Origin of the sequence: Aeromicrobium sp. JJY06 (assembly GCF_044069275.1) — a bacterium.
GTDB classification, from domain to species: domain Bacteria; phylum Actinomycetota; class Actinomycetes; order Propionibacteriales; family Nocardioidaceae; genus Aeromicrobium; species Aeromicrobium tamlense.
Genome location: NZ_JBIMRD010000001.1, coordinates 1483322 through 1495625 on the forward strand (window position 1 = coordinate 1483322; position 12304 = coordinate 1495625).

Below are 12304 nucleotides of genomic sequence, written 5' to 3' on the forward strand. Positions count from 1 at the left end.
CCCCCCTCCGCCTCGTCACAGGACCAGCAGGACGCCCGCGACGACGCCGCGGCCGCGGCCACCGACGCCATCCCGCGGATGCTCGGCTACCGCCACGCGTCGATCGCCGACGACCTCGACGAGGCCACCGAGGTGATGACCGAGTCGTTCGCCGACCAGTACTCCGAGCTGACGCCGCAACTGGTCTCCACCGCCCAGCAGCGCCAGATCGACGTCACCGCGACGGTCCGGACGATCGCGGCGCTCGAGTGCGGGCAGGAGTGCTCGACCTCGAAGGTGCGCCTGCTCGCGTTCGTCGACCAGAACCGCACGATCGCCGGCAAGCCCGGCTCGCCCGCGGCCCTCTCGGTCGTGATCTCCATGAAGAAGGTCGACGGCGACTGGCTCGTCGACGACCTCACCACCAGCTGACCGCCTGCCCCGAGATGTGCTCCTTCTTCTACGTCTCAGCCCACCTGAGACGTGGAAAATGGAGCACATCTCGGGACGCGCGCGGGTCAGACGTGCTCGGTCCTGACCAGCTCGCCGAAGACCACCGAGCGGTCGTCGGTGTGGAAGATCTCCGAGCACGTCGTGAGGGTCAGCAGTGACTCGGTGGGGCGAGCCCGGGACTTCTGGGTCCTCGACTCCCTGGCCTCCTCGGGCACGGGCTGGACGACCCAGATGTCGGTGAAGTCGACGATCGTGTCCGTGCCGGAGTTGCGCAGCTCGTAGGTGTAGACGTGCGTGCGGGTCTCGACCTCGACCAGGTCGCCGGCGCGCAGGTCGGGGAAGTCCTTGAACGGCTGGCCGTTCGTCACGCGGTGGCCGGCCACGGCGAAGTTGCCCGGCTGGCCGGGCCGCTGCGTGTCGGTGAACCAGCCCACGCCCGAGGTCAGCGCGGTGTCGTCGATGCCGGCGACCACGGGGACCTCGAAGTCCTCGCCCAGACGCGGCACGCGCAGCACCGCGAACACCTGCCCCATGCGGATCTCGTCGCGGGTGGCGTCGCCCTTGCGGTTGCCCTTCCAGTCGTCGGCCAGTGCCACGGCCATGTCGCCCTGGCGCTGCTTCGCGACGACGTTGGTGCCGATGTAGGTCCAGGCGGCCCAGCCCAGGCCCACGACGAGGACGACCGTCAGCACGCTCGCCACGAGTCGCAGCGGCCGCAGCTGCGGGGTCGGCCGCAGTTCGGGGCGCTCGCGGCGCGGCGGGCCGGCGGGGGCGTTCATGCAACTGAGTGTCACACCTGGGCGGCCGCCGGACAATCGAATCGCCGGAACCCGGACGCGCGAGGTCGCCGGTCCCATTGCCCGTGACCGAGGACGCACGATACGGTGCTGACTAAGCAAGCGCTTAGTGATCCAGGAGACCCCGATGACCCGTGAGTTCGAGACCCTCGCCGACTTCAAGGCCGCCGCCGGCCAGGAGCTGGGCACCAGCGAGTGGGTCACCGTGACCCAGGACAAGATCAACCTCTTCGCCGACGCCACCGGCGACCACCAGTGGATCCACGTCGATCCCGACGCCGCCGCGAAGGGCCCGTTCGGCAAGCCGATCGCCCACGGCTACCTCACCCTGAGCCTGCTGCCGGTGTTCACCGAGCAGATCTACTCGGTCAAGAGCGTCGTCATGGGCGTCAACTACGGCGCGAACAAGGTGCGCTTCCCGCACCCCGTGCCGGTCGACTCCAAGGTGCGCGCCACGGCCACCCTCAAGGAGACGCAGGACATCAAGATCGGCACGCAGGCGATCGTCAGCGTCGTCGTCGAGATCGAGGGTGTCGAGAAGCCGGCGTGCATCGCCGAGGTCGTCTACGTGATGGCCGAGGCCTGAGTCATGCACTTCGCCTTCGACGAGAGGACCCAGGACCTCATCGCGCAGATGCAGTCCTTCATGGACGAGGTCGTCCACCCGGCCGAGCCGCTCGCGCACGAGCAGATCGAGGCCAACTACCGGAACGACGACTGGTCGATCCCGCCGGTCGTCGAGGACCTCAAGACGGAGGCGAAGAAGCGGGGCCTGTGGAACCTGTTCCTGCCCGGTGAGGGCGGCGCAGGCCTGAGCAACCTGCAGTACGCCCCGCTGGCCGAGATCCAGGGCCGCAGCATCCAGCTGGCCCCGCCGGCGACGAACTGCGCCGCGCCGGACACCGGCAACATGGAGGTGCTGAACGAGTTCGGCACCGAGGAGCAGAAGAAGCAGTGGCTCGAGCCGCTGCTGGCCGGCGAGATCCGCTCGGCGTTCGCGATGACCGAGCCCGACGTGGCCTCGAGTGACGCGACGAACATCGAGACCTCGATCGTGCGCGACGGTGACGAGTACGTCATCAACGGCCGCAAGTGGTGGATCACCGGGGCGATGAACCCGAACGCCAAGGTCTTCATCGTCATGGGCAAGACCGATCCCACGGCGGCACGGCACCGCCAGCAGTCGCAGATCCTCGTGCCGCGGGACACCCCCGGCCTCGAGATCGTCCGCGGCATGCACGTGTTCGGCTACCACGACCGCGACCACGGCGGCCACGCCGAGCTGCGGTTCACCGACGTGCGCGTCCCGGTCTCGAACCTCATCGCGGGCGAGGGCGACGGCTTCGCGATCGCCCAGGCGCGCCTCGGGCCCGGCCGCATCCACCACTGCATGCGGTCGATCGGCATCGCCGAGCGCGCGATCGAGCTCATGTGCCAGCGCGCGCAGGACCGCACCGCGTTCGGCAAGCCGCTGGCCGACCAGGGCGTCATCCGCGACTGGATCGCCGAGTCGCGCGTGCGCCTCGAGCAGCTGCGCCTGCTGGTGCTCAAGACCGCCTGGCTGATGGACACGGTGGGCAACAAGGGAGCCCACACCGAGATCCAGGCGATCAAGATCGCCACGCCCCGCACGGTGCAGTGGATCCTCGACAAGGCGATCCAGACGCACGGTGGCGGCGGTCTGAGCCAGGACTTCCCGCTGGCCGAGATGTACGCCGGCATCCGCACGCTGCGGTTCGCCGACGGTCCGGACGAGGTCCACAAGAACTCGCTCGCCAAGGCCGAGCTCAAGCGTCAGGGTGTCCGATGAGCGCGCGCAGGTGTGTCGTCACCGGTGCTGCGGGCGGCATCGGCCTGGCGATCGCGGAGGCGCTCGTCGAACGCGGCGACCGCGTGCTGCTGGCCGACCTCGACGAGCAGCGCGTCTCCGAGGCCGGGGAGCGCCTCGGGCAGCCGTGGTTCGCCGGTGACGTCGCCTCCGAGGCGGGCGTCGCGGCCCTCATCGAGCAGGCCGACGCCGAGCTCGGCGGGGTCGACGTCTTCGTCGCCAACGCGGGCATCTTCCGAGGCTTCGGCCTCGACGCCGACGAGTTCGACTGGTCGCTGTCGCTCGACGTCAACGTCATGGCACACGTGCGCGCCGCTCGGGCTCTCGTGCCGCGGTGGAGCGTGGAGTCGCCCGGCGTCTTCGCGGTCACCGCGTCCGCCGCGGGCCTGCTGACCCAGCTGGGCTCGCCGACCTACTCGGTGTCCAAGCGCGCCGCGGTCGGCTTCGCCGAGTGGCTCGCCGCGACGTACGGCGACCGAGGCGTCCAGGTGGCCGCGCTGTGCCCCATGGGGGTCGCGACGCCGATGGCCGAGGCGGGCGAGACCGCCACCGAGCCCGACGCGCGACTGGCCCACGGGTCGGTCGCGGCCGCCGGCGAGACGCTCGCGCCGCAGGAGGCCGCGCGGGTGCTGCTCGAGGCGATCGACGAGGGCCGCTTCCTCGCGCTGCCGCACGAGTCGGTCGGCACGATGTACGCCCGCAAGGCGCAGGACACCGATCACTGGCTGTCGGGGATGCAGCGATTCCGGACGTCGCTCGGAGGCTGATTCTCGTATCACCCCCGGGAGTCGGCTCTCACCCGATACGATCCGGTGACTCATGTCCGACTCTCGGGGGTACTCGATGAACCGTCCCATCCTGCGCTGGCTGTCCGCCGCCGCACTCAGCGGCGTGGCCGCGACCGCGCTGGTCGCCCCCGCCACGCCCGCCGTCGCGGCGCCCGCGGCCTTCTGCTCCGACGGCAGCCAGCCGATGGTCACGCAGGACGAGGCCACCGCGTTCGCCGAGGGCGAGCCGGTGACCGGCCTCACGGTCGTCAAGGGCACGCAGCCCGTCGAGTTCACCGGCGAGTACGTCGGTCACCTCGAGGACGCGCTCGGCCAGGGCGTCGACATGCTGCTGTTCGAGCTCTCGGGCGCCGGCATCGACACCGGCAATCCCGCGGCGGGCATCTGGTCGGGCATGTCGGGCTCGCCCGTCTACGCGCAGGACGGGCGCCTGATCGGCGCCGTCGCGTACGGCCTCAACGCCGACAACCTCCCGATCGCGGGCGTCACCCCCGCCGACTTCATGAAGAAGTCGGGCGTCGACCGCCTCGCCCCGTCGCGCGTGTCCATCACGCGGTCCTCGCTCGCGGGCGCCTCGCGGGCCACCGAGAAGCGCCTCGCCGGAGAGACCCTCCCGCTGCTGAAGACCCGCAAGGTCGTCGCGGGCGGCACCAAGACCAACGCCCTGGCCAACCGCACCCTGGCGCGCGTTCCGGGCTCGTCGGCCGCCGCTCGCTCGGCCCGAGCCGGCGGATTCGCCTCGGTCGCGTCGCCCTCGCGCATCGCCGAGCCGCTCGTGCCCGGCGGCAACATCGCCGTGGGCTACTCCACCGGCGACCTGTTCTCCGGCGGCGTCGGCACCGTGACCGCGATCTGCGGCAACACCGTGTGGGCGTTCGGTCACCCGATGGACTTCGCCGGCGAGACCTCGCTGTCGATCCACAACGCCGACACGGCGCTCATCGTCCCCTCCTCGACCGGCCTGGTCGGCTCGTACAAGCAGGTCTCGCGGGTCGGCCAGCAGATCGGCACGATCACGCACGACGGCTACGCGGCCATCCGCGGCGAGCTCGGCGTCATCAAGGGCTTCCCAGTCACGACCCACGTCTACAACCCCTCCGGCCAGCGCATCGGCACGTACGGCGGCACGGTCGTCAACCCCGACCTCGCGGCCTTCGCCGCCGGCTACGCGCCCGCGTACGCCGCCGTCGACACGCTCGACAACCTCGGGATCGGCACCGCGCGTCACGTGTGGCGCATCGACTACCGCCTGCGCGGCGGCCGCACGGGCAGCGTCGCCAACGTGCAGGTCTACGCCGACCGCGGCGAGCTCGGCGACCAGCTGGCCGGCAGCGTCGGCAGCGACGTCGCGACCCTGCTGGGCACCGACCTCGCCGACGTCACGATCACCCGCATCACCTCGCACCTCACGCTGCGCAGCGCGAAGGCCGTGGACTACCGCTTCGCCGGCGCGCAGCGCTGGGTCGGCGGGAAGTGGGTCAAGGCGCACGGCAGCAGCGTCAAGGCCGGCCGCGGCGTCACCGTGCGCCCCGTCTACCGCGAGTACGTGAACGGCCGCCCCCAGGGCACGCGCACCGGCCCCGCGAAGAAGTTCGTGATCGGCAAGAACGCCAAGGGTCGCGCCAAGATCGCCTACTCCGCGCTCGCGCAGCCGTCGATGGACGACTGCGAGATCGACGAGGACGGCGAGATCTGGTGCCCCGGCTTCGACGACGAGGAGGACGGCCCCTCGAGCTTCTCCGAGCTCGTGGCGCAGCTCGACGCGCTGATCCCGGCCGACCGCGGTGTGGTCACCGCCGGCTGGGCCTGGAAGGTCGGCAAGTCCAAGGGCGCGTCCGAGCGTCGCGGCGGCCTCGTCGGCCCGGGCGTCCTCTCGGGCACGTACACGGCCACCTTGAAGGTCCGCCGCTGACGCGACTCCGTAGGCTGGCCGCATGGCGATCGAGCTCCTGAGCCCCACTCAACTCGACGACATGCGGCCCGCCGGCCGCTTCGTCGCCGAGGTCCTGACGACCCTGGCCGAGACGGCCGACGTCGGCGTCGACCTGATCGAGCTCGACGCCCTCGCGCACCGGATGATCAAGGACCGCGGCGCCGAGTCCTGCTACATCGACTACGCGCCCTCGTTCGGGCGCGGCCCGTTCGGCAAGGTGCTGTGCACGAGCGTCAACGACGCGGTGCTGCACGGCCTGCCGCACAAGTACAGGCTGCGCGACGGCGACCTGGTCAGCTTCGACTTCGCGGTGAGCGTCGACGGCTGGGTGTGCGACTCGGCGCTCAGCGTCGTGGTGGGCACGCCGCGCGACGAGGACCTGCGCCTGATCGAGGCCACCGAGGTCGCCCTCGCCCGCGCCATCGAGGTCGCCCGTCCCGGCAACAAGATCGGTGACATCAGCGCGACCATCGGCGAGACCGCGCGCGAGTACGGCTACTCGGTCAACACCCAGTTCGGCGGGCACGGCGTCGGCCGCACGATGCACGGCGACCCCCACATCTCGAACGACGGCACCGCCGGTCGAGGCTTCCCGCTCAAGCCGGGCCTCGTCATCGCGATCGAGCCGTGGCTGCTGGCGGCCACCGACGAGATCCGCATGGACGACGACGGCTGGACCATCCGCAGCGCCGACGGCTCCCGCGGCGCCCACAGCGAGCACACCATCGCGATCACCGACGGCGACCCGATCGTCATGACCGCCCGCGACTGACCGCCCTTCGCGAGATCTGCTCCAATTCCTACCCTTCAAGCGGGTTGAGACGTCGATTCTGGAGCAAATCTCGGGACGCGCGGAGGACGAGCGCGTCGGCGCCGACGTGCCCGGCGAGCATCACGCCCACCGGGAGGCCCTCGTGCTCGAAGCCGGGCACGCTCGCGGCGGGCTGGCCGCTCATGTTCATCAGCGCCGTGTAGGGCGTGAAGAGCAGCTCGCGCCGGTGGTCCTCGGCCGGGTCGCCCGACTCGGTGAACCACGCGTGCGGCTGCGGCGGCAGGGCCAGCGTGGGCGTGAGGAACAGGTCGAACGAGGCCAGTGAGGCGTTGACCCGCGCGGTCGTCAGCTCGAGGAAGCCCATCGCGGCGGCCAGCGCGGGCGCTGAGGCCTGGCCGCCCCGCTCGTACCAGTACCGCGTCGTCGGACGCAGGCTGCCGATCGCCTCGGGCGGCAGCGGCACGGACGCCATCCCGGCGGACCAGACCACGTTGAACTGCGGCTCCAGCTCGGCGGGCCAGGGGTTCGTGATCTCCACGACCTCGTGCCCGAGCGAGGCGAGTGCCTCGCGCGCCGCGGCGACGGCGGCGACCGAGCCGGGGGAGGGCTCGGCGAAGTCGAGGTAGGGGTCGGTCCAGGTCGCGATGCGCAGCCGGCCGGTCTCGCGTCGGACCTCCTCCGCGAACGGCACGGCCGGTGCGGGCCACACCCGGGACGAGCCGGGCATCGGCCGGGCGAGGAGGTCGAGCACAGCGGCCACGTCGCGCACCGAGCGGGCCAGGACGCCGTCGGTGGCCAGCCCGTTCCACGTGGGGGAGTCGGGGCCGGCGCCCACACGGCCGCGCGACGGCTTGAAGCCGAGGATCCCGCAGCACGACGCGGGGATCCGGATCGAGCCGCCGCCGTCGCTGCCGGGCGCGAGCGGGAGCAGCCGCGCACCGACCGCCGCGGCCGCGCCACCGCTCGAGCCGCCCGCGTTCCGCGACGGGTCCGCGGGCGTGCCGGTCGGACCGACGACGTCGTTGTCGGTGTACGAGCTCAGGCCGAACTCCGGGGTGTTCGTCTTGCCCAGGCTGACGAAGCCGGCGTCCTCGACGAGGCCGACGAGGTCGGCGGAGTGGTCGGGCACCTGGTCGGCCATGAGCCGCGACCCCATCGTCGTGCGGACGCCCTCGGTCGCCGTCAGGTCCTTGAAGGCCGTCGGCACGCCCGCGAACGGCGGGCGCTCCTCGAGGGCGTCGAGCGCGGCCGCGCGGGCCAGCGCGCGCTCGGGGGTGAGGGTCACGAAGGCGCCGAGGTGGTCGTCCTGGGCCCGTTCGAGGAAGTGGCGGGTGACCTCGACGCACGAGACCTCGCCCGAGGCGATGGTCGCGGCGAGGTCGTGGGCGTCGAGGTCGTGCAGTGCGGTCACCGTGCCACCGTCTCGTGTTCGCCGGCGATCGACAAGCGGCGCCCACCCTTGACGCCGCCGGGGTTCGGCCGGTCGACTGGAGCCCCGTGCCGCCCACCGCAGGAGGACCCGTGTCCGCACCCTCGCAGCCCCTCGCCGAGCGTCATGCGCGCATCGTGGAGGGCTTCACCGCCGTCGTCGAGCAGGTGGACGACTGGGACGCGCCGACGCCCGTGCCCGAGTGGCGCGCACGCGACGTCGTCGAGCACCTCGTGACGTGGTCGCAGGGCTTCCTCGCCTCCGGCGGCGTCGACCTGAGCCGTCCGGTCGACGGGGACGACCCCGCCGGCACCTGGCGAGCGCACGCGGCCGAGATCCAGCAGCTGCTCGCGTCGGACGCCGCGGAGGCGGACTTCACGCACCCGCACCTGGGCACCGAGCCGCTCGGCGGCGTCGTCGACCGGCTCTACACGACCGACGTGCTCATGCACACGTGGGACCTGGCCGAGTCGGCCGGCGTCCCGTCGGGCCTCGACGCGCAGGAGTGCGAGCACCTGCTGCAGGGGATGAGCCTGCACGAGCAGATCCTGCGCGACTCGGGCCAGTACGGACCGGCGGTTCCCGTGCCGCCCGACAGCGACGGGGTGACGCGACTGATGGGCTTCCTCGGCCGCGATCCCCAGTGGCGGTCGGCCCGGTGACCGCCAACGCGATCAGCCTCGAGTACCTGCGGCGCGGCCACCGTGCGGTGCTGCGGGCCGTGCACGGGGTGGACGAGTACGACGCCCGCCGGCCGCTGACGCCCACGGGCACGAACCTGCTGGGCCTGGTCAAGCACCTGGCGATCGTCGAGCTGGAGTACGTCGCGTCGTGCGCCGGCTTCCCCAGCGACCTCGGCACGCCGTGGGAGACCACGACGGGGGAGGAGGACAACTCCGACCTCTGGCTGACCGCGGACGAGTCGGCGCAGGACGTCATCGACCTCTACGTGGCCGTGGGCGAGCACACCGAGCGGGCCGCGGCCGCGCTCGCGCCCGACGCTCCGGTCACCGTGCCGTGGTGGTCCGAGCCGTCGACGACCTTCGAGCGGCTGCTCGTGCACCTCGTCTCGGAGACCGCACAGCACGCCGGCCACCTCGAGATCCTGCGCGAGGGGATCGACGGGCAGGGCGACACGTGGGACGAGGCCCGCACCGAGCGGGACGAGGCGTGGTGGTCGGCCCTGCTGGAGCGGATCGGCGCCGCGGCGGAGGTCCACCGCGACGCCGGTCGCACGGTCATCGCGCCCGAGGGCACGTTCTGACGGTCAGGAGTCGATCGAGACGATCTCGACGACGAACAGCAGCGTCTTGCCGCCGAGCTCGTTGCCCTCGGAGGCCTCGGTGCCGTAGCCGTACTCGGCCGGGATGGTGATCAGCACGGTGTCGCCGACCTTGCGGCCCACGACGCCGGCCTTGAAGCCCTGGACGACCTGGTCGGTGGACAGCTGCGCGGGCTGGCCGTCCTTGCCGAACGTCTGCTGGAAGATCTTGCCGTCGTCCTCCCAGGTGCGGCCCTGGTAGTTGACGGTGATGGAGTCGCCCGCCTTGACGGTGTCGCCGTCGCCCTTCTCGAGGACCTTGTAGAGCACGTCCTTCGGCGGATCGGTCTTCGGCAGCGTGACGGTGGGCTCGTCGCCCTTCAGGGAGACCTCGGGGACGTCCTTCTCCCACGCCTTGGCCTTGACCTCCTCGCGGACGTCGACGACGTCGGTGACGATGATCAGCGAGTCGGTGGCCTTGATGTCGAGGTCGGCGTAGCCCTCGGCGCCGTAGACGTCGGACGCCAGCACCGACGTGACGACGCGCGAGCCGGTGGGGACGCACTCGATGCCGGCACGGAACGCCTCGAAGGTGTTCTCGTCGCCGACCGTCAGCGTGGCGGCCTCGCTGAGGGCCTGCTTGCCGGTGCGGCCGTTGAAGACGCTGATGATCGCCTCGACCTGGTCGCCCTCGGCGGTGTCGTCGCCCTTGCCGTCGTCGACCACGGTGCGCTGCAGCTCGTCGGCCTTCGCGGTGAGCGGGGCGGTGAACGTCGCCTTCGGGCCCGTCTCGCCGAACTCGCCCGAGACCTTCACGGCGTCGCTCGTGGCGCCGGAGGAGTAGTCGGTGCAGTTCTCCTGGCTCGACTTCTCGTCGTCGTCGCCGGAGCCGCAGGCCGCGAGGGTCACCGCGGACAGCAGCAGGACGGCGGGCAGGGTCTTCAGGTTCCGCATGGTTCTCATTTCGTCGGAGAGGCTCGCCGGGCCAGTCTGCCGAGCGTACCTGTCCGTTTCCTGAGAGCCCGCGAAGAGCCCGCCGTGCCCAGCCCTACGGACGCTTGGCAGAATGGCGGTCCGTGGTGACTTCCATCGACCGCTTCTTCAAGGTCTCTCAGCGTGGCTCATCGATCGGCCAGGAGGTTCGCGGCGGTGTCGTGACCTTCTTGACGATGGCCTACATCATCGTCCTCAACCCCATCATCCTCAGCGGCGTCGCCGACGTGGACGGGAACTTCCTCGGCGGCGGGTCCGAGCCGGGCTCGGGCTTCGCGACCATCGCGGCCTGCACCGCGCTCGTCGCCGGCGTCCTCACGATCCTCATGGGCGTCGTGGCCAACTTCCCGATCGCGCTGGCGACCGGACTGGGCCTCAACGCGTTCGTCGCGTTCTCGGTGGCGTCGCAGATGACGTGGGCCGATGCCATGGGCCTGGTCGTGCTCGAGGGCATCGTGATCCTGGTCCTCGTGCTCACCGGCTTCCGCAAGGCCGTGTTCGACGCCGTCCCGGGCCAGCTCAAGACCGCCATCGCGGTGGGCATCGGCCTGTTCCTGACGCTGATCGGCCTCATCGACGCGGGCTTCGTGCGCGCCACCGGCAACGCCGCGCCGCCCATCGGCATGGGCATCGGCGGCGAGCTCTCGGGCTGGCCCGTGCTGGTGTTCTGCATCGGCCTGCTGCTGATGATCAGCCTGCACACGCGCCGCGTGCCCGGCGCGATCCTCATCGGCATCGCCGCCACCACGGTGCTCGCGATCATCGTGCAGGCCATCACCGACACCCCGGGCTCGAACGGCGACCCGACGTCGAAGGGCTGGAACCTCAACGTCCCGGCCTTCCCGAAGGACATCGTCGAGAAGCCCGACCTGTCGCTGCTCGGCTCGTTCAACCTGCTCGGCTCGTTCGAGCGCGTGGGCGTCGTCGCGGCCGTGCTGCTGGTGTTCACGCTCATGCTCGCCGACTTCTTCGACACGATGGGCACCATGACGGCCGTCGGCGCCGAGGCCGGCCTGAACGACGAGGACGGCGCGCCCGAGGGCTCGCAGCGCATCCTCATCGTCGACTCGGTCGCAGCCGCGGTCGGCGGCGCCGCGGGCATCTCGAGCAACACGTCCTACGTGGAGTCCACGGCCGGCGTGGCCGACGGCGCCCGCACGGGCCTGGCCAGCGTGATCACCGGTCTGTGCTTCCTGCTCGCGACGATCTTCACGCCGATCGTGCAGGTCATCCCGAACGAGGCCGCCGTGGCCGCGCTCGTGCTGGTGGGCTTCCTGATGATGACCCAGGTGACCGAGATCGACTGGAAGGATCCCGAGATCGCGATCCCGGCCTTCCTGACGATCGCGTTCATGCCGTTCACGTACTCGATCACCGCCGGCATCGGCGCGGGCTTCCTGGCCTACGTCGTGCTGAAGGTCGTGATGGGCAAGATCCGCGAGGTCCACGTCCTGCTGTGGATCATCGCCGTGCTGTTCGTCATCTACTTCGCGATCGACCCGATCACGCGCGCGCTCACCTGAGCCGGAACGACGAAGGATGATGCATTCGGCCCCCTCGGCGGGGCCCGAATGCATCATCCTTCGTCGTTTCCGGGGACGTCAGCTGGTGGGCGGGCCGACCAGGAGGGCGGCGCCGGTGAGGGCGGCCACGGCGACGACGCCGACGGCCAGGCCCTGGAGGGGCTTGCGCACGAGCCACGCGACGAGGCGGTCGAGCGCGCCCGTGGGCTCGGAGGTGGCGAGGCGCCAGCGCTCGGGCAGCGCGCCCTGACGCTCGCTGGCGAGGTCGAACCAGATCGTGAAGAACGGCGGGATCGCGGCCAGCAGGCCCAGCGCCGTGCGCTTCAGGCTCCACTGCGCGTCGATCGCGACGACGACGGCGGTGACCACGTACGCCACGAACACGACGCCGTGCACCATGCCGCCGATCCGCACCCCCAGCTCGGTCGTCTCGGTGACGTACTTGAGGAACATGCCCGTCAGCAGCAGGGCCCAGGTGACGGCCTCGGCGACGGCGACGGTGCGGAACAGGCGGCGGGGGGACATGGCCCCATTGTCCCCGGCCGGAT

13 protein-coding genes are annotated in these 12304 nt (G+C 71.3%); 9 read left to right on the plus strand and 4 right to left on the minus strand.

The genetic code is table 11. The features are described from left to right. Positions 1-411, plus strand: a 411-nt coding sequence (locus tag ACGWYL_RS07320; protein ID WP_395486825.1) for a hypothetical protein, incomplete at its 5' end; no start/stop codon positions are given. Positions 412-497: 86 nt separating this feature from the next. Here ACGWYL_RS07320 and ACGWYL_RS07325 read toward each other — a convergent pair. Beyond that, positions 498-1211 carry a class E sortase gene (locus ACGWYL_RS07325; RefSeq protein ID WP_269305022.1) on the minus strand — a complete coding sequence of 238 codons (714 nt, stop codon included), beginning with the start codon at positions 1209-1211 and terminating at the stop codon, positions 498-500. Positions 1212-1356: 145 nt separating this feature from the next. Here ACGWYL_RS07325 and ACGWYL_RS07330 point away from each other — a divergent pair, with 145 nt between their 5' ends. From ACGWYL_RS07330 to map, 5 genes are all read left to right on the plus strand, one after another. Continuing rightward, positions 1357-1815: a MaoC family dehydratase gene (locus tag ACGWYL_RS07330; RefSeq protein ID WP_179426832.1), complete on the plus strand. Its 459-nt coding sequence runs from the start codon at positions 1357-1359 to the stop codon at positions 1813-1815. Between the two features lie 3 nt (positions 1816-1818). Then, positions 1819-3039 carry an acyl-CoA dehydrogenase family protein gene (locus ACGWYL_RS07335; RefSeq protein ID WP_395486826.1) on the plus strand — a complete coding sequence of 407 codons (1221 nt, stop codon included), beginning with the start codon at positions 1819-1821 and terminating at the stop codon, positions 3037-3039. Further along, positions 3036-3824, plus strand: a complete 789-nt coding sequence (locus ACGWYL_RS07340) for an SDR family oxidoreductase (protein ID WP_269305029.1) — start codon at positions 3036-3038, stop codon at positions 3822-3824. Before ACGWYL_RS07335 ends, ACGWYL_RS07340 begins: the two co-directional genes overlap by 4 nt. Before the next feature lie 76 nt (positions 3825-3900). Next, positions 3901-5757, plus strand: coding sequence for a hypothetical protein (locus ACGWYL_RS07345; protein ID WP_269305030.1), 1857 nt, complete (start codon positions 3901-3903; stop codon positions 5755-5757). 22 nt (positions 5758-5779) lie between these two features. After that, positions 5780-6550, plus strand: a complete 771-nt coding sequence (gene map / locus ACGWYL_RS07350) for a type I methionyl aminopeptidase (RefSeq protein WP_395486827.1) — start codon at positions 5780-5782, stop codon at positions 6548-6550. A gap of 28 nt (positions 6551-6578) precedes the next feature. Here the strand turns inward: map and ACGWYL_RS07355 are convergent, their stop codons facing one another. Next, positions 6579-7961, minus strand: coding sequence for an amidase (locus ACGWYL_RS07355; protein WP_395486828.1), 1383 nt, complete (start codon positions 7959-7961; stop codon positions 6579-6581). Between the two features lie 110 nt (positions 7962-8071). Here ACGWYL_RS07355 and ACGWYL_RS07360 point away from each other — a divergent pair, with 110 nt between their 5' ends. Beyond that, positions 8072-8641: a TIGR03086 family metal-binding protein gene (locus ACGWYL_RS07360; RefSeq protein ID WP_179426820.1), complete on the plus strand. Its 570-nt coding sequence runs from the start codon at positions 8072-8074 to the stop codon at positions 8639-8641. Then, the gene (locus ACGWYL_RS07365; protein WP_395486829.1) at positions 8638-9243 is read left to right on the plus strand and encodes a DinB family protein; all 606 of its coding nucleotides are present in this window, start codon (positions 8638-8640) and stop codon (positions 9241-9243) included. The genes ACGWYL_RS07360 and ACGWYL_RS07365 overlap by 4 nt, the downstream gene beginning before the upstream one ends. Positions 9244-9246: 3 nt before the next feature. On the opposite strand, the gene ACGWYL_RS07370 is transcribed toward ACGWYL_RS07365, so the two are convergent. Continuing rightward, entirely contained in the window at positions 9247-10194 is a 948-nt protein-coding gene (locus ACGWYL_RS07370) for an FKBP-type peptidyl-prolyl cis-trans isomerase (protein ID WP_179426816.1), read from the minus strand. A gap of 125 nt (positions 10195-10319) precedes the next feature. Here ACGWYL_RS07370 and ACGWYL_RS07375 point away from each other — a divergent pair, with 125 nt between their 5' ends. Continuing rightward, positions 10320-11756: an NCS2 family permease gene (locus tag ACGWYL_RS07375; protein ID WP_395487239.1), complete on the plus strand. Its 1437-nt coding sequence runs from the start codon at positions 10320-10322 to the stop codon at positions 11754-11756. Between the two features lie 78 nt (positions 11757-11834). Here the strand turns inward: ACGWYL_RS07375 and ACGWYL_RS07380 are convergent, their stop codons facing one another. Continuing rightward, complete coding sequence (locus tag ACGWYL_RS07380; protein ID WP_179426812.1) at positions 11835-12281, minus strand: DUF3817 domain-containing protein; 447 nt, start codon at positions 12279-12281, stop codon at positions 11835-11837. Positions 12282-12304: the final 23 nt, after the last annotated feature.

Excerpts from the sequence above, each read along its gene's own strand:
- ACGWYL_RS07325 (WP_269305022.1), bottom strand. The coding sequence starts at position 1,211 with ATGAACGCCCCCGCCGGCCCGCCGCGCCGCGAGCGCCCCGAACTGCGG.
- ACGWYL_RS07330 (WP_179426832.1), top strand. The coding sequence starts at position 1,357 with ATGACCCGTGAGTTCGAGACCCTCGCCGACTTCAAGGCCGCCGCCGGC.
- ACGWYL_RS07335 (WP_395486826.1), top strand. The coding sequence starts at position 1,819 with ATGCACTTCGCCTTCGACGAGAGGACCCAGGACCTCATCGCGCAGATG.
- ACGWYL_RS07340 (WP_269305029.1), top strand. The coding sequence starts at position 3,036 with ATGAGCGCGCGCAGGTGTGTCGTCACCGGTGCTGCGGGCGGCATCGGC.
- ACGWYL_RS07345 (WP_269305030.1), top strand. The coding sequence starts at position 3,901 with ATGAACCGTCCCATCCTGCGCTGGCTGTCCGCCGCCGCACTCAGCGGC.
- map (WP_395486827.1), top strand. The coding sequence starts at position 5,780 with ATGGCGATCGAGCTCCTGAGCCCCACTCAACTCGACGACATGCGGCCC.
- ACGWYL_RS07370 (WP_179426816.1), bottom strand. The coding sequence starts at position 10,194 with ATGCGGAACCTGAAGACCCTGCCCGCCGTCCTGCTGCTGTCCGCGGTG.
- ACGWYL_RS07380 (WP_179426812.1), bottom strand. The coding sequence starts at position 12,281 with ATGTCCCCCCGCCGCCTGTTCCGCACCGTCGCCGTCGCCGAGGCCGTC.